The 21071-nt window shown below is 58.0% G+C and carries 18 protein-coding genes; 12 read left to right on the top strand and 6 right to left on the bottom strand.

Annotation, left to right across the window (positions count from 1 at the left end; all coding sequences use genetic code 11):
* The first annotated feature begins 25 nt into the window (after window positions 1-25).
* Both VGG47_RS10665 and VGG47_RS10660 read left to right on the top strand, forming a co-directional pair.
* Window positions 26-907, top strand: a complete 882-nt coding sequence (locus tag VGG47_RS10665) for an NAD(P)-dependent oxidoreductase (protein WP_331538283.1) — start codon at window positions 26-28, stop codon at window positions 905-907.
* On the top strand, window positions 904-1533 hold the full coding sequence (locus VGG47_RS10660; protein WP_331538281.1) for a CoxG family protein: 630 nt from the start codon (window positions 904-906) through the stop codon (window positions 1531-1533). Before VGG47_RS10665 ends, VGG47_RS10660 begins: the two co-directional genes overlap by 4 nt.
* 163 nt (window positions 1534-1696) lie before the next feature.
* Here the strand turns inward: VGG47_RS10660 and VGG47_RS10655 are convergent, their stop codons facing one another.
* The 4 genes from VGG47_RS10655 to VGG47_RS10640 form a co-directional block, all read right to left on the bottom strand.
* A complete protein-coding gene (locus tag VGG47_RS10655; protein WP_331538279.1) occupies window positions 1697-2542 on the bottom strand; it encodes a dienelactone hydrolase family protein in 846 nt (281 codons plus the stop codon).
* A 203-nt stretch (window positions 2543-2745) separates the two neighbouring features.
* The gene (locus VGG47_RS10650; protein WP_331538277.1) at window positions 2746-3519 is read right to left on the bottom strand and encodes an enoyl-CoA hydratase-related protein; all 774 of its coding nucleotides are present in this window, start codon (window positions 3517-3519) and stop codon (window positions 2746-2748) included.
* Window positions 3520-3637: 118 nt separating this feature from the next.
* A complete protein-coding gene (locus VGG47_RS10645) occupies window positions 3638-4231 on the bottom strand; it encodes an endonuclease/exonuclease/phosphatase family protein (RefSeq protein WP_331538275.1) in 594 nt (197 codons plus the stop codon).
* A 1-nt stretch (window position 4232) separates the two neighbouring features.
* On the bottom strand, window positions 4233-5654 hold the full coding sequence (locus VGG47_RS10640) for a phospholipase D-like domain-containing protein (RefSeq protein WP_331538274.1): 1422 nt from the start codon (window positions 5652-5654) through the stop codon (window positions 4233-4235).
* 506 nt (window positions 5655-6160) lie between these two features.
* On the opposite strand from VGG47_RS10640, the gene VGG47_RS10635 reads away from it, so the two are divergent.
* The 4 genes from VGG47_RS10635 (at window position 6161) to VGG47_RS10620 (ending at window position 12166) form a co-directional block, all read left to right on the top strand.
* Window positions 6161-8101: a PrkA family serine protein kinase gene (locus tag VGG47_RS10635; protein ID WP_408841905.1), complete on the top strand. Its 1941-nt coding sequence runs from the start codon at window positions 6161-6163 to the stop codon at window positions 8099-8101.
* A 17-nt stretch (window positions 8102-8118) separates the two neighbouring features.
* Window positions 8119-9402, top strand: coding sequence for a YeaH/YhbH family protein (locus tag VGG47_RS10630; protein ID WP_331538270.1), 1284 nt, complete (start codon window positions 8119-8121; stop codon window positions 9400-9402).
* An 8-nt stretch (window positions 9403-9410) separates the two neighbouring features.
* Window positions 9411-10934, top strand: a complete 1524-nt coding sequence (locus VGG47_RS10625) for a SpoVR family protein (RefSeq protein ID WP_331538268.1) — start codon at window positions 9411-9413, stop codon at window positions 10932-10934.
* 332 nt (window positions 10935-11266) lie between these two features.
* Window positions 11267-12166 carry a LysR family transcriptional regulator gene (locus VGG47_RS10620; protein WP_331538266.1) on the top strand — a complete coding sequence of 300 codons (900 nt, stop codon included), beginning with the start codon at window positions 11267-11269 and terminating at the stop codon, window positions 12164-12166.
* 169 nt (window positions 12167-12335) lie between these two features.
* Here VGG47_RS10620 and VGG47_RS10615 read toward each other — a convergent pair whose 3' ends face one another.
* Window positions 12336-13847, bottom strand: coding sequence for a CoA-acylating methylmalonate-semialdehyde dehydrogenase (locus VGG47_RS10615; RefSeq protein ID WP_331538264.1), 1512 nt, complete (start codon window positions 13845-13847; stop codon window positions 12336-12338).
* Window positions 13848-13979: 132 nt separating this feature from the next.
* Between VGG47_RS10615 and VGG47_RS10610 the strand changes: the two genes are divergently transcribed.
* From VGG47_RS10610 to VGG47_RS10585, 6 genes are all read left to right on the top strand, one after another.
* Window positions 13980-14147: a hypothetical protein gene (locus VGG47_RS10610; RefSeq protein WP_331538262.1), complete on the top strand. Its 168-nt coding sequence runs from the start codon at window positions 13980-13982 to the stop codon at window positions 14145-14147.
* 62 nt (window positions 14148-14209) lie between these two features.
* Window positions 14210-15223: a zinc-binding alcohol dehydrogenase family protein gene (locus VGG47_RS10605; RefSeq protein ID WP_331538260.1), complete on the top strand. Its 1014-nt coding sequence runs from the start codon at window positions 14210-14212 to the stop codon at window positions 15221-15223.
* Window positions 15224-15442: 219 nt separating this feature from the next.
* Window positions 15443-16270, top strand: coding sequence for a sulfite exporter TauE/SafE family protein (locus VGG47_RS10600; protein ID WP_331538258.1), 828 nt, complete (start codon window positions 15443-15445; stop codon window positions 16268-16270).
* Between the two features lie 324 nt (window positions 16271-16594).
* A complete protein-coding gene (locus VGG47_RS10595; RefSeq protein ID WP_331538256.1) occupies window positions 16595-17827 on the top strand; it encodes a paraquat-inducible protein A in 1233 nt (410 codons plus the stop codon).
* A complete protein-coding gene (locus VGG47_RS10590) occupies window positions 17787-19436 on the top strand; it encodes an intermembrane transport protein PqiB (RefSeq protein WP_331538254.1) in 1650 nt (549 codons plus the stop codon). Before VGG47_RS10595 ends, VGG47_RS10590 begins: the two co-directional genes overlap by 41 nt.
* The gene (locus VGG47_RS10585) at window positions 19433-20020 is read left to right on the top strand and encodes a PqiC family protein (RefSeq protein WP_331538252.1); all 588 of its coding nucleotides are present in this window, start codon (window positions 19433-19435) and stop codon (window positions 20018-20020) included. The genes VGG47_RS10590 and VGG47_RS10585 overlap by 4 nt, the downstream gene beginning before the upstream one ends.
* Before the next feature lie 136 nt (window positions 20021-20156).
* Here VGG47_RS10585 and VGG47_RS10580 read toward each other — a convergent pair whose 3' ends face one another.
* Entirely contained in the window at window positions 20157-21017 is an 861-nt protein-coding gene (locus VGG47_RS10580) for an SDR family NAD(P)-dependent oxidoreductase (protein ID WP_331538250.1), read from the bottom strand.
* Window positions 21018-21071 lie beyond the last annotated feature (54 nt).

The raw sequence follows: 21071 nt of genomic DNA, 5'->3' as shown, positions 1-21071 counted from the left end.
ACCTGAAGCACAGGGATTTTTGAGCATGGATTTTTCGGACATCAAGACGGTCGGGTTCATCGGCCTCGGCATCATGGGCCAGAGCATGGCCGGGCATATTCTGGCCGGCGGTTATCAGTTGCATGTCTACAACCGCAGCCGGGCGAAAGCCGAACAGCTGATCGCCCGGGGTGCTACGTGGCATGACCAGCCCGGCGAGATCGCCGCGGTGTGCGACGTGGTGATCACCATGGTCGGCTTCCCGCAGGACGTCGAAGACATCTATCTGGCGCCGGATGGGCTGGTAGCACGGGCGCGGCCCGGCACGGTGCTGATCGACATGACCACCTCCAGCCCCTCGCTGGCGCAGCGCATCGCCGCGGCAGGCGCGGCCAAGGGGGTTGCGGTGCTGGACGCGCCGGTTTCCGGCGGCGATGTCGGCGCCCGCAATGCCAAGCTCTCGATCATGATCGGCGGCGCGGAACCGGCGGTCGAACATGTCCGCAAGCTGCTGGCGCTGATGGGCGAGAACGTGGTGCGCCAGGGCGCGGCCGGGGCCGGGCAGCACACCAAGATGGCGAACCAGATCACCATCGCCTCGAACATGATGGCGGTGTGCGAGAGCCTCGCTTACGCCAAGAAGGCCGGGCTCGATCCGAAGGTCGTGCTGAAATCGATCGGCGCCGGGGCGGCGGCCAGCTTCGCGCTGAACAATCTCGGCCCGCGCATGCTCGACGGCGATTTCGCCCCCGGTTTCTATGTGCGCCATTTCATCAAGGATATGGGCATCGCACTCGCCGAGGCGGAGACACTGGGGCTGGCCTTGCCGGGCCTGACCCAGGCCAAGGCGCTGTACGACCGGCTGGCCGCCGCCGGTCATGACGATGAGGGCACCCAGGCCCTGTTCCGCCTCTACGCCGGCGCATGAACCTCGAGGGCGAATACCGCATCCCCGCGCCTCCGCAGCGCGTGTGGGAGGCTCTGAACGACCCGGCGGTGCTGCAAGTGAGCCTGCCCGGTTGCAAAACCTTGGAGCAGACCGGCGACGCCGAATTCACCGCCACGGTGACGGCGAAAATCGGCCCGGTCTCGGCGACCTTCAAGGGGAAGGTGGAACTCTCCGACCTCGATCCGCCGCACGGCTACACTTTGTCCGGACGCGGGCAGGGCGGCCCGGCTGGGTTTGCCAAGGGCAGCGCGCAGGTGCGGCTGACGCCGGATGGCGACGGCACGATCCTGCGGTACCGTTGCGAAGTGGACATCGGCGGCAAGCTTGCCAGCGTCGGCAGCCGTCTCATCGGCGGCGTGGCCAACAAGCTGGCCGGGGAATTCTTTGAGAATTTCGGCCGCGCGATCACCGGCGACGTTGCCGTGCCGGTGGGGGAAGCAGCGCCGACCCCGGCCGCCGTGCATGTGGCATCCGCCGTGCCGGCCGCTGCCGCCCTGCCGGTGGCTGCCGCTGGATATTTCCCCCTGATCGATCGCTTCGCCTGGCTCGTGGCCGGCGCCGGCGTCGGCATCGTCGCGACGCTGGCGGTGCTCGGGCGGATTTAGAGAAGGCAAGCAGCCGCTTTTTAAAAAAAGCGGCTGCTTGCCTCCACCGTCCGCCGGCGCGCATTTCGTCGTGCTGGTGCAGCGGGACGACGGGAACATCGAAGCTGCCGCCTCGGACTGAGCCCGTGGCGTTGAAACCAGCACGGCCTACAGAAGCCTTCCGCTACCGAAGGTAGGACGCGAAGAAAGCCGGCACGCGCTGGAGCGCATCGGCGCGGGCGGCATTGTTTGTGCCTTCGATCGGGATGACGCCCTTCTTGGTCCGAAACGCTGGGATCTGGTGCACGGGTAGGTTTGGCCAATCAAAGTCGTGATAGGCGCCCGGATAGATCTTCATGGTCACTTTGGTATTCGGAGCCGGCGAGTTCATCAAAGCGAGACAGGGGGGAAGCGGCGTCCAGACATCATCCGCGCCGATCAAAACGAGGAGCGGCACGGAACTGGACCAAACGGCGCCCTGTACCCGCTTCCGGCAGCTCGCGGGATAGAAGGCGACGGCGGCGCGGAAGTCACCGTCGGGAAGAGAGGTCGGACGGGCTCGGCTTGACGTCCTTATGGTATTCAGGACGGTCCCGCCGCCTTGAGACCAACCGAGCAGACCGATCCGATCCGGTTCGACAAAGTTTTGGGACTGCAGGTAGCGGAGTGCCGCATAGGCATCGAAAGCCCGTGCTGCGTAGAGGCTCGGACTGAACGTCCGCGGTGAGCACATCTGGCCGTGGTGCCGTGGTCCGAAGCTGTCAACTTCGAGGACGCTCATGCCCATGGAGGTGAAGCGCATGGCCCAGTCGCGATCGCGTGAGTAGATCTTTCCTGACTTTGTGAACATGCCGCTGCAGCCATGGAGAAGGACGATGGCCGGGGACCGCCCCGGCCCCGGGGCGCGCCAAAGATAGCCGTCCAATTGCGTTGCCGGTGGCCCATCGAGAGACGGAAAGTGGACCAGTTCCTGGGCATGAGCCTGTCCCACGAGGCACAGCATAAACACCATTGCCATCAGATAGCGCATGTCGGTCTCCCTGCCCGTCGTCAGATGATTTAAGAGATTTTGTATCGATTTCTTAAGTAAGTGAAGGGGAAGGCTACTTTTTGTGAACAAAAAGTAGCAAAAAAACTTTGCCATGCTGGGTCATGGACGTGGTCGGTGACAACGCCCATGACCCAGCATAGCCAAAAGTTTTTGCGCCGCTTTTTTCAAAAAGCGGCCGCTTTCTAACGCCCCTGCCACACCGCCTTGCGCTTTTCCATAAAGGCGGACATTCCTTCCGCCTTGTCTGCCGTGGCGCACAGGCCGTTGAACAGACGCCGCTCAAACAGCAATCCTTGAGCCAGGCCGGTTTCAAAGGCCGCGTTCACCATTTCCTTAACCGCCATCGCCCCAAGCGGCGGCATCCCGGCGATGGTTTGCGCCGTCTTCAACGCTTCTTCATGCAACTGGCTGGCTGGGACAATCCGGGCGACCAAGCCGCACCGCTCAGCTTCCTCAGCCTCCATCATCCGCCCGGTCAGGCACATCTCCATCGCCTTTGCCTTGCCGACCGCCCGGGTGAGACGTTGCGAGCCCCCCATCCCTGGCCCAATCCCCAATTTGATCTCGGGCTGGCCGAATTTCGCGGTATCGGCCGCGATGATGAAATCCGCCATCATCGCCAGTTCGCACCCGCCGCCCAGGGCGAATCCGGCAACCGACGCAAACCACGGCTTCCGGGTCGCGGTGATGCGCTCGAAGCCGGCAAAGAAATTTTCACCGTACATGGCGGCGAAGCCCTTCGGTTGCATCTCCTTGATATCGGCGCCCGCGGCGAAGGCTTTTTCGTTGCCGGTTAAAATCAGGCAGCGCTTGCTAGGATCGCGCTCGTATTCGGAAAAGACTTCCCCGAGTTCCTGAAGCACCTGGCTGTTCAGCGCATTCAGCGCCTGCGGGCGGTTGAGCTGAACCACCGTGACCGCCGCCTCTTGGGTAAGAAGCAATGTTTCATGACCCATTATACCCTCCCGAAAAATCGCTGGGTTGCGGCCAATCTGCTGTGCGGTGCGGCCGAACTGTTTGTTCGTACCGCAGGGGCAGAGCGGGAGCAATCGCCCCAACAGTGCCGGCTGACGCTCAGATAGCCACCAGCGACACCAGCAATGGATGATGGTCTGACGCCCCCGGCGCCAGAACCGCGGCCCCGGTGCAATGGAAGCCTCGAACGAAACAGCGATCCAAGCGCAAGGGGACCAGGCCCGCCGAACGATGCGTGGGCTGGCGCGCCCCGACGTCCTGGAAGCCACGCAGAAAGGGGGCGCCGATCATATTGCAATCCCCCAGGATCGCCGCCCGCGGCGATAGTGCCCGGGCGATCCGCCGCAACTGCAGCCGGTTCAGCATTTGCCCATGCGACAGATGGACATTGGCGATGGTGTAGCCCTCGCACTCCAGAAGTTGACAGATCCGGCGTACAAGGACGCCGCGTTGCAAAGCCAGATTTTGGGCGGGCCGATGAAAGGGATGAGGACTCCACGCGGCGAGTCCGTGCTTGCGTCCCGGTAAGGCCGACCGTGCATAATAGCCGCCAAGCCGGTCTGCCACCCCGTCGATCTCGGCTGTTACTTCCTGCATGAGAAGCAAGTCGGGCCGATGCTCGCAAACCAATTCCTGAATATGAACGACCTCGGCCCCGCGCGAATGCCGCAGATTCCAGCTGATGATTTTCATTCTACTTGTCTGTCGTGCCAGCTGAACTCCAGAGCCGCCAGGCTTTCATGAACAGACCGATGCCCGACCACAAGGCGATTAAGGCAATGGTCCAGGCAATCACGTGCGGGAAGAAAAAGGCGATCAGCGCCAGAAAGACCAGCACCGCGCCACCGGTCCATATCACCAGCGCCTCCGTCGGCTGAACATGCCGCCGCTGGGACAGCAATGCCACCAACGTGCTGCCAAGGCCGATCATACCCGAAAGCAGCCGCCCGGCCTTCGGTCTCACCAGGGAAACCTGATGACCGGGCGAAACCGGAACTGTTTTTGTTTCGCCTCGGCCCTTGCGCAACACAATCTCCGTGCTGCCTTGTAAATCTGCCAGGTAAATTTTTTCCATCTGTCCCGCGAGCTCCCGGTCCATGATCGTCACGTCGAGTTCACGATTGGAAACCCAGCTCGCCAGATTGGAATTGCTCGAACCGATCCGTGTCCAGCAGCCATCGGCAACGGCCGTTTTCGCATGCAACATCGGACCGTTCCACTCGAAGACACGCACCCCCGCCTGCAGCAAAGGACGATAAGCCGATTTGGACAACGCCCCGACCAGCGGCCAATTGCTCGACCCAGGGACAAGCAGACGGACATCAACCCCCGCCCGCGCGGCGCCCCCCAGGGCGCGCACATACCCGGTTGTCGCCACGAAGTAGCCATCGGTTAACCAGAGCGACCGTTCCACCACTTCCGCGACAAGTTGCTCCAGGCGATACAACCCCATCGCTTCCGGACGACCGGCGATCACCGACACGTCACTGTCGCCGGCCGGGAGGGCAATTTCAGGCTGCCAGCCCGAAGGCGGAGGGCCCAGCCCCCTCACCGCCTCCCAACTGTCCCAAAACGCCGCCTCGACGTCGGCCACCGCCGGACCATGGATTTCCACCGCCGTATCCCGCCATGGCGGAACGCCCCGCGCCGGATTTCCCACCCAGTCATGACCAATGCAAAGCCCACCCGTAAAGGCCACCGTGCCATCGACGCACAGAACCTTCCGGTGGTCACGGCTGATCAAACGCAAAGGGTTCGCAAACCGCGGTGGGTTATATTGGCGCACCTCCACCCCCGCATCGGACAGTTGGTTCCAAAACCGCCGCGAGGTCCTGGCCACACATCCCAGCCAATCATAGATGAGCTTGCACGCCACGCCTCTTTTCCGGGCGTTGATGAGCGCTGCGCAAAAAGCCGCGCCGATTTCATCTTCCTGGATGATGTAGTTTTCCAGATGAACCGTTGCGGACGCGCGATCGATCGCTTGCAACCAGACCGCGAAAGTCTCCGGCCCATCGCGTAAAATTCGCACATGATTTCCTGAGGAGCGTTGGGCGTCCGCGACACGGGAAAAGGCGCGGCTGTCCAGCGCTTCAAGAGGATCAATGTTGTCCATGTTTTATTTTCAATTGAAACCAAAAATAAACACAAACCAAGTTAAGTTTAAAGGCCCGTCCCCAAACGCAAAAATGCCCGCCTGTCGCCGCGACTCGCCCACTTAAGTCTCCGATCGTGTTGCGAAAATTAAGTAAGAAACCAAGACGTATTCATGGGCCCGAAAGGAAAGCGCAAGGAATGCGACCTTGAAATCTTCTTTTCCCTTCGTAAATCAGATGGACCGAGGCAGATGCCGATAAATTCCTGTGTTCTTTGACTTTTCTTCTGGCGAATCCGCCACTATCGGGCTTAGACTTTTAGGCTCAGAAGAACCGGGACAATTTATACAAAATCAAAAAGCTGAGGCTTTTCAGGGAAATTGTAACAAAACCCATATCTTGTATCACGTAGCCTTATTTAGGCACTATACTTGCTTAGATCAACAATGAAACATGGAACATCCGAATGCGCCGGAAAAAGAGGACGCGGCCGCACAGAATTTGAAGACAGGAGTCACGCATGGGTATGATCGACCAGCTTTTCTCTCGCTCGATGCAGTCATATGAGGCCCAGCGGCAAAACGAAATGTCGCTCCTCGAATATCTCGATCTGTGCCGGCGAGACCCCATGACCTACGCCTCCGCCTCCGAGCGCATGGTCGCCGCGATCGGTGAATCACAAATGATTGATACCGCGAAAGACCCGCGCCTCGGACGGATTTTCATGAACCGTACGATCAAAATGTATCCCGCCTTTGCCGATTTTTTCGGCATGGAAGACACGGTCGAGCGGATCGTCAATTTCTTTCGCTATTCCGCGCAAGGGCTCGAAGAGCGCAAGCAAATTCTCTACCTTCTTGGCCCGGTGGGCGGAGGAAAATCTTCTATCGCCGAGCGCCTGAAGCAACTGATGGAGCAGATCCCGATCTATGTGCTCAAAGCCGGGACGCAGCTCAGCCCCATCTTTGAAACACCGCTCGGCCTGTTTCATCCCGACCATATGGGCGCGGAGCTCGAAACCCAGTTCGGCATCCCGCCGCGCCGGCTGCCGGGCCTGATGTCGCCCTGGGCGGTCAAGCGCCTGGACGAATTCGGCGGTGACATTTCAAAATTCACCGTCACGAAATTATACCCCTCGCGGTTGCGTCAGATCGGAATTGCGAAAACCGAGCCCGGCGATGAGAACAACCAGGACATTTCCAGCCTGGTCGGAAAAGTCGACATCCGCATGCTCGAACTGCACAGTCAGAATGACACGGATGCCTACAGCTATTCCGGCGGCCTCAACCGAACCACCCAGGGGATCCTCGAATTCGTCGAGATGTTCAAGGCGCCCATCAAAATCCTTCATCCTTTGCTGACCGCGACGCAGGAAAACAATTATATCGGCACCGAAAATATCGGTGCCATCCCCTTCCAGGGCATCATCCTGGCCCACTCGAATGAGGCAGAATGGCAGAGCTTCAAACACAACAAAAACAATGAAGCCTTCATCGACCGGATCTGCGTGATCAAGGTTCCCTATTGCCTGCGTGTGACCGAAGAGCAGAAAATTTACGAGAAGCTGATCCGTAACAGCGAGTTGGCAGCCGCGCCCTGTGCGACGGCAACGCTGGAAATGCTCGCGCGATTCGCCGTCCTATCGCGCTTGCGCCCCCACCCGAACTCCAATCTGTTTGCAAAACTTCGGGTCTATAACGGCGAAAATTTGCGGGAAACCGAACCGAATGTGAAGACCATGCAGGAGTATCGCGATACCGCCGGGGTCGACGAGGGCATGGAAGGCATCTCTACCCGGTTCGCCTTCAAGGTCCTTTCCGCGACCTTCAACCATGACACGCGCGAGGTTGGCGCCGATCCTGTACATTTAATGTTTGTGCTGGAGCAATCCATCAAACGAGAGCAGTTCGGCGACGACATCGAGAAACAATATCTGGAATTCATCAAGGGCGTTTTGGCACCGCGCTATGCCGAATTTATCGGCAATGAAATCCAGAAAGCCTATCTCGAATCCTACAACGACTACGGACAGAATCTGTTTGACCGCTATCTTGATTACGCCGATGCCTGGATCGAGAATCTCGACTTCAAGGATCCCGATACCGGACAAATGATGGATCGCGAGCAACTGAACCTGGAATTGACCAAGATCGAAAAGCCCGCCGGAATTGCCAACCCCAAGGATTTCCGCAACGAGGTCGTTAAATTCGCCCTCCGCGCGCGGGCGCAACGTGAGGGCAAAAACCCTTCATGGACGTCCTACGAAAAAATCCGCGAGGTCATCGAACGGCGGATGTTCAGTCAGGTCGAAGACCTTTTGCCCGTCATCAGTTTCGGCACCAAAAAAGAAGTTGAGACTGAGAAAAAACATTCCGAATTCCTCGAGCGCATGATGACGCGTGGATACACCGAGCGACAGGTCCGACGCCTCGTGGAGTGGTATATGCGCGTGAAGCAAGCGGGATAGCCAGATGAGCACGTAACATGAACATCATCGACCGTCGTTTGAACCCCCAAGGCAAGAGCCTGTCGAACCGTCGGCGATTTATCCGGCGCGCCAAACAAGAACTGGCGGAAGCTGTTCATAAGGCAACCGCGGAACGCGGCATTTCCGACCTCGGCGGAGATGAAAAGATCTGGGTCAGAACAAGCCGGTTAAAAGAACCGCAAATACGGCATTCCTCCGCTTTGGGCCAACGGGACCATGTGCTTCCCGGCAACAAACAATATGAAGAAGGAGACCGCATCAAGCGCCCCTCATCGCAAAGCGGCTTGGGCGGCCGCCAGGCATCGCTCGATGGCGACGGCGATGACGGTTTTCAGTTCGTGCTCAGCCAGGAAGAATTTCTCGACATTTTTTTTGACGACCTTGAGCTCCCCGACCTCTTGCGTAAGCAAATGAAGTCGTCCGACAATTTTACGCCGGTTCGCGCCGGGCATGCGCTCAGCGGCTCATTGCCCAACATGAATCTCATGCGGACCATGAGGAACAGCCTGGCACGTCGCATCGCCCTCAAACGGCCGCATCCTGCCACACTCGCGGCCTTCGAAGCGGAAATCGCCCGCCTTGCAGAGTCGGACGATCCGGACCGCGTCCAAAAATGCGCGGAACTTTCTGAACAACTCGAGAGGCAGCGGAGGAGAAGCCAACGCATCCCCTTTATCGACCCGCTCGACGTTCGCTATAACCGGTTTGAACTCGTCCCGCAGCCTGTCACCAGCGCCGTCATGTTCTGTTTGATGGATGTCTCGGGCTCGATGACGGAACATATGAAAGATCTGGCCAAGCGCTTCTACAAGCTGCTCTATCTTTTTTTGCGCCGGCGCTACAAGGACGTGGACCTTGTCTTCATTCGCCATACGCATCTGGCGCGCGAAGTCGACGAAGAGACCTTCTTTTTCAGCACCGAGACCGGTGGCACCGTGGTCTCGACGGCATTTGAGGAGATGCTCCGTGTTGTGGGAGAGCGATACCCTGCCGACAATTGGAACATTTATGCCGCCCAGGCCTCTGACGGTGACAACGTTCCCAGCGACAATGCCAAGGTCATAGCGCTTCTCCGCGACAGGATTTTGCCCGCCTGTCAGTATTTTGCCTATATTGAAGTCGGTCATCAGGATGGCATGGCCCAGATGACCGACCTCTGGCGAACATATGAAGCCCTCATTCGTGGTGGGGAGCCGATCGCCGCACGGAAGGTCAATGACCGATCGCAAATTTTTCCTGTTTTTCGCGACCTTTTTGCGCCGACCAAAAAGGCAAAGTGAGGCTTGCCATGAATTACGCAACGACAGACAAGGGTGCGAAAGACTGGGATTTCGAGAGCCTTAAACGCATTTACCACGAAATCAGCATCATCGCTGAGCACGATCTCGCCCTCGATCTTTATCCCAACCAGATCGAGATCATTACCTTTGAACAAATGCTGGATGCTTACTCTTCGATCGGCATGCCCTTGATGTATCAACATTGGTCATTCGGAAAGAATTTCGCACAAGACGAACTTCTTTATCGTCATGGCCTTCGTAACCTTGCCTATGAAATCGTCATCAACTCGAACCCATGCATCTCCTATCTCATGGAAGAGAACTCCATGATGATGCAAACTTTGGTGATCGCTCACGCCGCATTCGGCCACAATTATTTTTTCAAGAACAACAATCTGTTTCGGCAATGGACGGATGCAAACGGCATTCTTTCATACCTTGAATTCGCCAAAGGCTATATTTCGACCTGTGAAGCTCGTTATGGGGAAGCCGAAGTAGAGCGGATCCTCGATGCGGCCCATGCTCTTATGGCGCAAGGCGTCAGTCGCTACCCAAAGCGCAAGACATTCAATCTGAGCGATGAGGAACGCAAGACCAGAGAAAGACTTGAGGAACAGGAGCGCTCCTACAATGAACTCTGGAACACCGTCCCTTCTTCCCCGAAGAACCTGAACGCGCCTCACAGCGTTTCAGAAAGAAGAAATTTGCTTGGGCTTCCCGAAGAAAATATCCTGTATTTTCTAGAAAAAAAATCCCCCCTCCTCAAGCCTTGGGAGCGGGAAATCCTGCGGATCGTCCGGCATGTCGCGCAGTATTTTTATCCCCAGAAGCAAACCAAGATGATGAACGAAGGATGCGCGACATTCGTTCATTATTACATCATGAACAGATTGCACCAGCGTGGCTTTTTGACCGAGGGCGCCATGTTGGAGTTTCTCCAAAGTCATACCGCCGCGGTATTTCAGCCGGACTATGACCATCCCGGATACTATGGCATTAATCCTTATGCCTTTGGCTTCGGGTTGATGCAGGACATTAAACGTGTCTGCGAACATCCAACCGACGAGGATAAAGCCTGGAACCCGGAACTTTCCGGGTGCAAAGACTGGGTCGGGGCTCTAAAGGACGCCTGGACGAACCATCGAGATGAGAGTTTCATACGACAATATCTGAGCCCTCACCTCATCCGAAAAATGAAATTTTTCGACCTTTACGATGACGGGAAATCGGACCTTTTGGTAAAGGCCATTCATAACGAACATGGTTATCGGACCATTCGTACAAATCTTGCCGACCAGTTCGACATCATTCAAAACGAACCTGAGATCGAAATCGTCGATGTCGACTTGAACGGGGATCGCAAACTGATCCTGCAACATAGAATTTACAATGGGCGCCTTATCGACGAACGGGACATAAAAGATGTCCTCCGCCATCTCGCCAATCTTTGGGGATATGAAGTCACACTCTCCGAAGTCTCTGCGCAAACCGACGCGACGATAAAGCAATATTCAGTAGGACCGGAGCGATAGATCATGGTCCGTTGCGTGGCCTTTTCGGCTGCGACGCTTCGCCAGGCAAGGCGGCCATTGACGCGATCCGTTCGATTGGGAGGGGCGACGCGACCGTATGATCGGCAGGCCGCCAGGATGGTGTGAAGCACGCCGCAGCTTGGCGCGGCCTCGGGTGGGTGGGGCTTGCCAGCCGAGCCTGACATCCTTCATAAACCTGTCACCTTGAAACAGATGGCATCTCATAGGGTGGCATTTCAGGCCTTCCCTTGTCCACAACCGCGTAAAATCCGATACTCGCCATCGGCAATCTTATCGACCTATAGACTCCCCCTCATGAACTGGCACGTTGAATGTTAATCCGACATCTTTCCTATTTTGTGACTCTGGCGCGTGAAAAACACTACGCCCGCGCTGCCGAAATCTGCAATATAGCGCAGCCGACCCTGTCCGCCGCCATCCGAAAACTTGAAGAAGATCTGCAAGTTGTCCTGGTCGTCCGTGGTCACCGGTTCATGGGGCTCACGCCGGACGGAGAAAAAGTCCTGCAATGGGGGCGCCGCATCCTCTCCGACTATGACAGCCTACGGGAAGGCCTGAGCGGCTCGCCGTCCGGTTTATCGGGCACCCTTCAACTCGGGGTGATACCCGCAGCAATGCCGGCAGTCCCCTTTATCACCCAGATTTATGCTTCGCAGCATCCCAATGTCACCATCAATGTTCAATCGATGACCTCGAGAGCCATCCAGAACGCGATCGAGACATTTGAGATTGATGCCGGCATCACTTATATCGAGCACAAGCCACTTGAAAATATCCGCTGCATTCCGCTCTACACGGAACGCTATGTTTTCGTGACCCGCCGCAGCGAAAAATTCGCAGACAGGAGCACAATCACCTGGGCGGAAGCGGCCAAGGAACGTCTCTGCTTGCTGAGTGAAACCATGCAAAACCGCCAAATCATCGACGAGATCACGGCGTCGGTCGGCACGCGTGTCAGTCCTGTTGTTGTGAGCAACACATTCCTAGGCGTCTATGCCCATACGACCTTGGGCAACTGGTCCAGCATCATGCCCCATACATTCCAGCTCATGCTCGGAGGTATGCCTGACCTTTGCGCATTGCCGCTTGTCGAGCCCGCGGCTTCCCAGATGTTAGGGCTCGTTTTGCCGAACCGTGAACCATTGTCGCCGATTGCCGGGACGCTCCTCTCGATCGCGACATCGGCAGACCTTGGCACGCATCTGGCTTAGCAAGGTTTAGAAAGCGGCCGCTTTTTAAAAAAAGCGGCGCAAAAATTTTTACGATGCTGGGCCATGGGCGTTGTCACCGACAATGCCCATGGCCCAAATTAATAAAGTTTTTTTGCTTCTTTTTGTTCACAAAAAGAAGTCTTCTGCTCCGCTTCCTGCACGCAGGATATTACATCGTCGGCATGATAAAATCGGCCCCCTTGCGAATACCGGTCGGCCACCTTGAGGTTACAGCCTTGAGCTTTGTAAAGAAACGAACCCCTTCACTACCATGCATATGATGGTCGCCGAACAAGGAACGCTTCCAGCCGCCGAATGAATGGAATGCCATCGGTACGGGAATGGGTACGTTAATGCCGACCATACCGACCTGAATGCGATGCGCGAAGTCCCTCGCTGCGTCGCCATCGCGCGTGAAAATCGCGGTACCATTTCCGTATTCGTGGTCATCGACCAGTTTGACAGCCTCGTCAAAGGAATCAACCCGCACGACTCCCAGCACGGGGCCAAAGATCTCTTCCTGGTAGATCCTCATATTTGGCAAGACATGATCAAACAAGCAGCCGCCGAGAAAAAATCCCCCCTCATACCCTTGAGGCGCGCGAAAGTTTCGGCCGTCCACGAGCAGTTTTGCGCCCTCCTCCAGCCCGATCTCGACATAGCGGTGCACTTTGTCCAAATGCGCCTTGGTCACGAGCGGACCCATTTCAGTAGCGGCGTCGGCGCCAGGACCAATCTTCAATGCCTCAATTCTGGGGATCAGTCGCTCGACAATCTTGTCACCCGCCGAACCAACCGCGACGGCGACAGAAATCGCCATGCACCGCTCGCCAGCAGAACCATAAGCAGCCCCCATGAGCGCATCCGCAGCTTGTTCCATGTCGGCGTCAGGCATGATCACCATGTGATTCTTGGCACCACCCAGCGCCTGCACACGCTTGCCATTTCCCGTGCCGGTTTTGTAAATATATTCCGCAATGGGTGTGGAACCGACAAAGCTGACGGCTTTGATGTCCGGGTTTTCGAGAATCGCATCGACGGCTTCTTTGTCGCCATGAACGACGTTAAACACGCCGTCGGGAAGACCAGCCTCCTGCAACAGCTCGGCAAGCCGCACGGACGCCGATGGGTCACGTTCTGACGGCTTTAAAACGAAGCAATTGCCGCAAGCCAAGGCCACCGGGATCATCCAGAGCGGCACCATGGCCGGAAAGTTGAAGGGGGTAATTCCTGCCACGACCCCCAAAGGCTGTCTCACCGACCAGCTATCGACGCCCTTCCCCACTTCTTCGGTGAAATCACCTTTCAGAAGCTGCGGTATTCCACAGGCGAACTCGACCACTTCGAGGCCCCGCATGATTTCACCCAGCGCATCGCTGACAGCCTTGCCGTGCTCGGCTGAGATTATCGATGCAATCTCGTCGGCATGGCGTTCCAACAGTTCCTTGAATTTGAACATCACCCTGGCCCGCCGCAACGGCGTTTGCGCCGCCCAGCCCGGAAAGGCCGCCTGGGCGATGGCCACAACATCGGCGACCTCTTGCGCTGAGGCCAACGGGACCCTCGCGGCACTATGCCCGGTCGCAGGATTGTAGACATCGCCGAAGCGTCCCGCGCCGACCAAGGGTTTGCCGCCGACAAAATGAGGGATCGTGATTCCCGCCCCAAATCCTGATTGCATCGCCGTAAACTCCCTTCGATTATTTTAGTTTTTGCCTTTAATGAATTCGATTTTTTAAGATCATCTGGAACTTTAGTCCAGATCCGGCGAGGGGCAAGCACCTCGAGGAAGCGAAGGGGAAGGCTTCTTTTTGTGAACAAAAAGAAGCAAAAAAACTTTATTTATGCTGGGCCATGGGCGTTGTCGGTCACATCGCCCATGGCCCAGCACAATAAAAATTTTTGCGGCGCTTTTTTTAAAAAGCGGCCGCTTTCCTCTCTCCCAGAAGCCGGCCTGGAGCACGAGACAGGCGGCTCTTGATCCTGCACTTGAAAATTTTCATGAAGAGCAACATTAGCATCAAGTTATTTTAGGAGATTTCCGTGCGCGCAGTCGGTTATAAAACTTGCCTTCCCATTCAGCATGCAGAAGCGCTGCTCGACATCGAAACGCCAGCCCCTGTTCCAGGCCCCAAGGACCTGCTCGTTGAAATCCGCGCCGTCTCCGTCAATCCCGTGGATGCAAAAGTAAGGCGGGGCGTGGCGCCGGAAGCGGGGTCTGCAAAAATCCTGGGGTGGGATGCGGCAGGCGTCGTCGTCGCGACGGGCAGCGAGACGAGCCTGTTCAAGGCCGGAGACGAAGTGTTCTACGCCGGCGCCCTCACCCGCCCGGGCACAAACGCGGAATTTCATGTGGTGGATGAGCGCCTCGTCGGCGCCAAGCCGCGCTCTCTCAACTGGGCCGAGTCGGCCGCCATTCCGTTGACGGCAATCACCGCCTGGGAAGCCTTGTTCGACCGCCTCGACGTCAAACGGCCCGTGAGTGGCATCGCACCTTCGATCCTCATCATCGGCGGTGCCGGCGGCGTCGGCTCGATGGCCATTCAACTGGCGCGTCAGCTCACCGACCTCACGATCATCGCGACCGCCTCACGGCCCGAAACCCAGGACTGGGTCCGGTCTCTTGGCGCTCATCACGTCCTGGACCACAGCAAGCCGCTCGCCCAGGAAATTGCCGCGCAGGGTCTTGCCGCCCCCAGTTTCGTATTTTGCACGACCCAGACGGACCAGCATCTCGCCTCGATCGTCGAACTGATCGCGCCGCAAGGGCGCCTCTGCGTCATTGATGACCCGGCGACGCTCGACATCATGCCGTTCAAGCGCAAGAGCATTTCCGTTCACTGGGAACTCATGTTCACGCGCTCGCTGTTCCAAACCCCGGACATTCAAGCCCAGCACGCTCTGCTGAATGAAGTGTCGCGGCTCGTCGATGCGGGGGCGATCCGCACAACTCTCAGTGAAACGCTCGGCAAAATTAACGCCGGCAACTTGAAAACCGCCCACGCGCTTCTTGAATCCGGAAGTACAAAAGGCAAGCTGGTCTTGGAAGGTTTTTAGAAAAAGTTAGAAGCTGCAGGGGCAAGCAAGAGGAAAGACTTCTTTTTGTGAACCAAAAGAAGCAAAAAAACTTTGTTAACTTGGGGCCATGGGCGTTGTCGCCGACAATGACCATGGCCCAGCATAGAAGAAGTTTTTGCGCCGCTTTTTTTAAAAAGCGGCTGCTTCCTTTTTCCAGCCTACATTGCCGATACGTCTGGCAAACGTTACACGACCGCCATGTCGCTGTTTCACCTTACCTTCCCTCACAGTCTCCTCTGGCCGACTTTGCAGGCTCTTTCGACCCGTGAGTGGCTCATCCTCATTTGTACACTTTTGGTGGGTGGGCTGGTGAAGGGCGTGGTCAGCATTGGCGTACCGCTTGTCGCCCTCCCGCTCCTGACGGGCATTCTGTCGGTAAAACAGGCGGTGCTCCTGCTCTCATTGCCGATCATGATCGGCAATGTCCCTCAGGCTTTCGAGGGCGGACATACCTGGAAGACGCTCAAACATATCGGCTTTCTCGTGATCGGCACCGTCATCGGCATTGCGCTGGGTGTCAAAATTCTCCTCAGCATCCCGGGGCATCTTGCGGTCGGCCTTGCCGGCCTCATCCTCCTCACAGCCTGCCTGGTGCTGCTGGTCACCCCAAAATTCAAACTCCCCAAACGGACCGCAGGCCCGGTCGGTCTTGTGGTCGGGTTTGTTTGTGGCCTGATGGAAGGTATTTCCGCGATTCCCGGACCGCTGTTGGCGACCTATCTGTTGGCCACAGGTGCGACGGGCAAGCAGTTCACCAAGCAGATCGCCCTTGTCCTAATCATCTCTATCGCGGCCCTGATCCTCACTTTCGGGCAATCACGCCACGCCAGCGGAGCTGATCTGTTGTTTTCGGCACTCGCAGCCATCCCCGTCGTGATCGGCATTCAATTAGGCCGGCCTCTCCGGGACGCCTTACCACCCGCGATCTTCCGTGCAATCGTCCTGATTTTTATCCTGTCCGCCGCCGTGCAAATGATTCTTCACTCTCACCTGCTCCCCGCCCTTTTGAAAAGCACGGGGTTTTGAGCTTCCGGCTCCCCATATCCTGTAAAAAGGGACTCGGCCCCGGCCGCTCGTGTCGGCGCCAGCGCCCATGACTTGCAGACTGAAAAGCATATCGCCTAAATCTGCACGGAACCATGACACAGAAGCTTGATCGAAAGGGTAAATCACTGAATTTCCGCAGCGCAACGAGTCATCTGTTGCCGCCTTCCCCGGCGAAGCAATGACAAGCCCTCAAGACCACACTTTGTAATGCCCGGTTCCGGCGTGGCGACATTGACCTGTGGATCACCGACCGAGGCTTGGCGGGAATGCCCAAGATGCGGCCTGTTTTCGGTCCTCCCGGACATGCGTCCGGGCCTGGTCGCGGATTGCCCACGCTGTCATTATACCTTGTGGCGCATGCGGAGAGTCCCGTTTGAATTTCCTCTTGCCTGCGGTCTTGCGGCCCTGCTGTTTTATATATTCGCGCTGGTGGCGCCGTTTCTGGAGATCTCGGTGTATGGGCGATTTCAACTCGCCTTTCTTGAAACCGGCCCTGTGCGCCTGATCCTGCAGCACTTCTCCAATGTCGGCCTGCTCGTCCTGGCCGTCACCGTCATATTTCCCGGCCTCAAGCTTGGCATCATGCTGGTCACGCTGATTGGACTGGAGACCCGGTTTGTGGCGCCCCGCGTGCTCAAAAGGATCTTTCGTTTCTACGGAACGGTCGCTCCCTGGGCCATGATCGATGTCTATCTCCTCGGGTTTCTGGTCGCTTATACGCGCCTCACCGCCATCGCCACGGTTCATCTCGACACCGCAGTTTATCTTCTCATCGGCTTGATGATCTCCATGGCCGCCGCCGATGCCGCCCTCGACAAGGAGGCCGTCTGGCGCGCCTTGCATGAGGCTGACAGCCCTTCCGCCCCGGAAAATGTTGCGCGTCAGCCTGCCGATCGACCGGCTTTCACGTACATCGGCTGCCATGCCTGCGGCATGGTCAACCATGCCCATCCCGGTGAACGATGCCACCGCTGCGAGGAAATCCTGCACCATCGCAAGCCTTATAGCATCAGCCGCAGCTGGGCTCTGATGATCGCCGCAGCCCTCCTTTACATGCCCGCGAACATCTACCCGGTCATGCTGATTACCCAGCTGGAAACTTCCCATTCCTTCACCATCATGGGCGGCATCGTTGAACTTGAGAGTTATGGCCTATGGCCGCTGGCACTTCTGGTGTTTTTTGCCAGCATGGTCATTCCCCTCGCCAAGCTCATATCCCTGGCATACATGCTCATCCTCACCCAGGCCGGCAGCAGCAGCCGCCTGGTCGGCCGGACCCATGCTTTCAAAATCGTGGAATTCATCGGCCGCTGGTCAATGATTGACGTCTTCATGATATCGATTCTGGTCGCACTCGTGCATTTCGGCGAAATCGCCTATGTACGCGCCGAAGTGGGCGCCGCGTGCTTTGCCGCCGTCGTCGTGCTGACGATGTTCGCCGTTTCCACCTTCGACCCGCGTCTAATGTGGGACGCGGCCGAAGCACCACAAATCCATGCCCATCACGCGCGCGATCTGGAACCCGGAACCCCGTAAAATGCCTGTCGACGCTCCCGCCACCAGCAACGCGCCGCCCCCGCAAAGTCCGCCGCCCGCGCATGTGCGTCGCCCGCGCTTTTCCCTTGTCTGGCTGGTACCGCTCATTGCCGCGGTCATTGCCGTTTATCTGGGGTATCGAACGCTTCTTGAACAGGGGCCACTGCTAACCGTCACCTTTACCAGCGGCGAAGGCATTACGGCCGGTCAGACGCAGGTCAAGTACAAGGCCGTCGCCCTCGGCACCGTGGAAAGCGTCGATCTCAGCAGCGACAACAGCCAGGTGGTGGTCCGGGTGCGCATGAACGATATCGGCAGGCGCTTCCTCACCTCCCATGCCCGGTTCTGGGTCGTGCGGCCCAATTTTAGCGCCAGCAACATATCGGGCCTCGAGACGCTCGTCTCCGGCGCCTATATCGCCGTCGACCCGGGGCTGCCCGGTGGCCAATACCAAGACCATTTTACCGGCCTGGAAGGCCCCCCTGGTGTGCGCTCCGACGAGCCGGGCCAAACCTACCAGCTGAAAACCGAAACCATCGGCTCGTTGGCCGCCGGCTCGCCCGTCTTCTACCGTGACATCGTCGTTGGCGAAGTGCTTGGATATGATATCGGGAACGGTCTCGGCCCGGTCACCGTGGATATTTTTGTCCGAGCGCCCTTCGACCATCTGATTCGTCCACAAAGTCATTTCTGGAAATCGTCCGGGATCACCGCCCAATTTCAGAACGGCGGCTTCCATATCGAATTTCAGTCCTTGCAAGCCATCATCTCGGGAGGCGTGACCTTCGATCTGCCACTTGAAGGCAGGGGCAGCGCGCCCAGCCCCGACAACGCCGTGTTTCCCCTGTTCGACTCCCACGACGACGCCAAATCCGCCGGCTACCAGAACCAAATTCCGGTTGTTTCCTACTTCACCAGCTCCGTCGCGGGCCTGGCACACGGCGCACCAGTCGATGTTCTCGGCATCCAGATCGGCGTGGTGCAAAGCGTCAAGCTCATCATCGATCCCTACGCCGGCACAGCCAAGGCCAGGGTGTTCATGGAGATCCAGCCGGAACGCGTTCTGGAGGCCGGACAATTCCCCAAGACCCTAAGTCCTGACCAGGTTCTCCAGAAAATGGTCGATCAAGGCCTGCGCGCGCAGCTCGACACCGTCAGCTACGTCACCGGCCAGAAAGAGATTACGTTTGCCTGGATCGCCGGCGCCAAACCGACAAAGATCACCAAAGAAGGTGATGCCCTGGTCATTCCCAGCCAGTCCGGCGGACTCGACGACATCATCAATTCCCTCGCCAGCATCTCCAACAATCTGTCGAAAGTGCCCTTCGATCAGCTCAGCAACAACCTCAACAAGCTGCTGACCACGGCTAACGGCACACTGTCCAATCCGCAAATCGGACAAAGCCTGACGGAACTCAACAAGACGCTGCGCAATGCGAACGGCACGCTGCAGACGGTGACGCAAACCTACGGCAACGATTCAGATTTCCAACGCAACCTGGACCAACTCATGAATGAGGCAAACGACACTCTGCGTTCCATCAGGATGCTGGCGGACTATCTGAACCGCCACCCTCAGGCGTTGCTTCTGGGACGGGGCAACCAATGAACCGGGCTCGATCGATCCGTGCCATCGCCGCCTTCATGGTGACCGCCCTCACCGCGGCCTGCACCTCGGCGCCGGTGACACAATACCGGTTGGCGAGTGAGCCGGGGCCGATCGAGCACGTCGCGCCCCTCACCATCAGCGTCCGCCGGATCAGCATCCCTGCCTATCTCGACCAGGGCAACGTCCCCACGCCGGTCAGCCGCTTCGAAGCCGGTTCATTCCCCAACTCCGTCTGGGCCGGTCCATTCGCCGACACGCTGCAAACGACGATGGTCGAAGATCTGGCGCAGCGCTTGAACGGCGCCACCGTCATCGACAGCGGCGGCTCCATCGAAATGCCGTCCGATTTGCAGGTCGAAATCAACGTGCTGCGTTTTGATCCGTCCGTGGGCGCCGTCGAACTGACCATGCAGGTGGCCCTGAAAGCCGGCGCTGGCCATACATTGCTGAGCGTGCAGACCATCAACCGCACGCTCGCCTCCGGCGCCACGGCACCCGATGTTGTCGCCGCCATGAGCGCTTTATGGGCGTCCGCCGCCGATCAGATCGCTGCCGGCGTGGCGCAGGCGGCCCTCCAAGAATAGTGAAGGGAAGGCTACTTTTTGTGAACAAAAAGTAGTTTTCTGCTCCTGAGCCATGGGCGTTGTCCCCGACAAAGCCCATGGCCCAGCATTAGCAAAGGTTTTTGCGCCGCTTTTTTTAAAAAGCGGCTACTTTCTTTTACTTATCGGCGTTCAAAAACCGCTGAAACTCATCCTTGTAGTCAGCGTGCCAGCGCGACAATGCCGGACGTCCTTTGATCACGTCCTGCGCGGCCCAGAGGATACGGCGGTTATCCACATCGCGTGTCACCTCGTTATCGGGGCAGAGGATGTAGAACGTGCCCGCCGCCATCTCTGTCACCAGCATGTCGATCACCTGATCCGCGGTCCAGGCCGTGCTTTCCTTGCCGGTCAGACCCGCGCGGGTCATTTCCGTAAAGGTCGAGCCCGGGATCAGCAGATGCGCGGAGATGTGGGCGCCCGCCTCATTCCGCAGGCTATGCGCCAAAGCTTCGGTCATCACCTTCACCCCGGCCTTGCTGACGTTATAGGCGGTATTGCCCGGCGGGCAGGTGATCCCCTGCTTCGAACCGGTATTGATGATGGCGCCGGCGGTCTTTTGCGCCAGCATCCGCGGCGCGAATGTCTGCACGCCGTTGATGACGCCCCACAGATTGACCTCCAGGACCTTCCGCCAACGATCGATATGCTCCCACGGCCCGCCGCCGTTACCGATCCCCGCATTGTTCATCAGCACGGCCACTTCACCGAAGCGACTGTAAGCGGCGTCCGCCAGCGCCTGGACCTGGCCGAGATCGCTGACATCGGTCGCGACCACCAGAACCTCGGCCTGACCGTTCGGCTGCACCGCCGCAACTTCGTGCGCCGCAAGCTGCAGGGCCTCTGACGCCAGGTCCGCCATGACGATTTTCATACCCATGGAAGCAAAGCGCTTGGCGGCCGCGAGGCCGATGCCATTCGCCGCACCGGTGATGACGGCGACACGTCCGGCCGCCAGAGCTGGATGACTGGTGTTCATTGCAATTCCTTCACTCACAAAGTCATGGGCTCGCACGGGCACTTTGCCCGCGCG

It is taken from the genome of Acidocella sp. (genome assembly GCF_036489515.1).
Lineage (GTDB): Bacteria > Pseudomonadota > Alphaproteobacteria > Acetobacterales > Acetobacteraceae > Acidocella.
This window is presented reverse-complemented; position numbering and strand designations above follow the sequence as displayed.

Excerpts from the sequence above, each read along its gene's own strand:
- VGG47_RS10645 (WP_331538275.1), bottom strand. The coding sequence starts at position 4,231 with ATGAAAATCATCAGCTGGAATCTGCGGCATTCGCGCGGGGCCGAGGTC.
- VGG47_RS10640 (WP_331538274.1), bottom strand. The coding sequence starts at position 5,654 with ATGGACAACATTGATCCTCTTGAAGCGCTGGACAGCCGCGCCTTTTCC.
- VGG47_RS10635 (WP_408841905.1), top strand. The coding sequence starts at position 6,161 with ATGATCGACCAGCTTTTCTCTCGCTCGATGCAGTCATATGAGGCCCAG.
- VGG47_RS10580 (WP_331538250.1), bottom strand. The coding sequence starts at position 21,017 with ATGAACACCAGTCATCCAGCTCTGGCGGCCGGACGTGTCGCCGTCATC.
- VGG47_RS10600 (WP_331538258.1), top strand. The coding sequence starts at position 15,443 with ATGTCGCTGTTTCACCTTACCTTCCCTCACAGTCTCCTCTGGCCGACT.
- VGG47_RS10590 (WP_331538254.1), top strand. The coding sequence starts at position 17,787 with ATGCCCATCACGCGCGCGATCTGGAACCCGGAACCCCGTAAAATGCCT.
- VGG47_RS10615 (WP_331538264.1), bottom strand. The coding sequence starts at position 13,847 with ATGCAATCAGGATTTGGGGCGGGAATCACGATCCCTCATTTTGTCGGC.
- VGG47_RS10630 (WP_331538270.1), top strand. The coding sequence starts at position 8,119 with ATGAACATCATCGACCGTCGTTTGAACCCCCAAGGCAAGAGCCTGTCG.
- VGG47_RS10655 (WP_331538279.1), bottom strand. The coding sequence starts at position 2,542 with ATGCGCTATCTGATGGCAATGGTGTTTATGCTGTGCCTCGTGGGACAG.
- VGG47_RS10650 (WP_331538277.1), bottom strand. The coding sequence starts at position 3,519 with ATGGGTCATGAAACATTGCTTCTTACCCAAGAGGCGGCGGTCACGGTG.
- VGG47_RS10665 (WP_331538283.1), top strand. The coding sequence starts at position 26 with ATGGATTTTTCGGACATCAAGACGGTCGGGTTCATCGGCCTCGGCATC.
- VGG47_RS10620 (WP_331538266.1), top strand. The coding sequence starts at position 11,267 with ATGTTAATCCGACATCTTTCCTATTTTGTGACTCTGGCGCGTGAAAAA.
- VGG47_RS10595 (WP_331538256.1), top strand. The coding sequence starts at position 16,595 with ATGCGTCCGGGCCTGGTCGCGGATTGCCCACGCTGTCATTATACCTTG.
- VGG47_RS10585 (WP_331538252.1), top strand. The coding sequence starts at position 19,433 with ATGAACCGGGCTCGATCGATCCGTGCCATCGCCGCCTTCATGGTGACC.
- VGG47_RS10660 (WP_331538281.1), top strand. The coding sequence starts at position 904 with ATGAACCTCGAGGGCGAATACCGCATCCCCGCGCCTCCGCAGCGCGTG.
- VGG47_RS10625 (WP_331538268.1), top strand. The coding sequence starts at position 9,411 with ATGAATTACGCAACGACAGACAAGGGTGCGAAAGACTGGGATTTCGAG.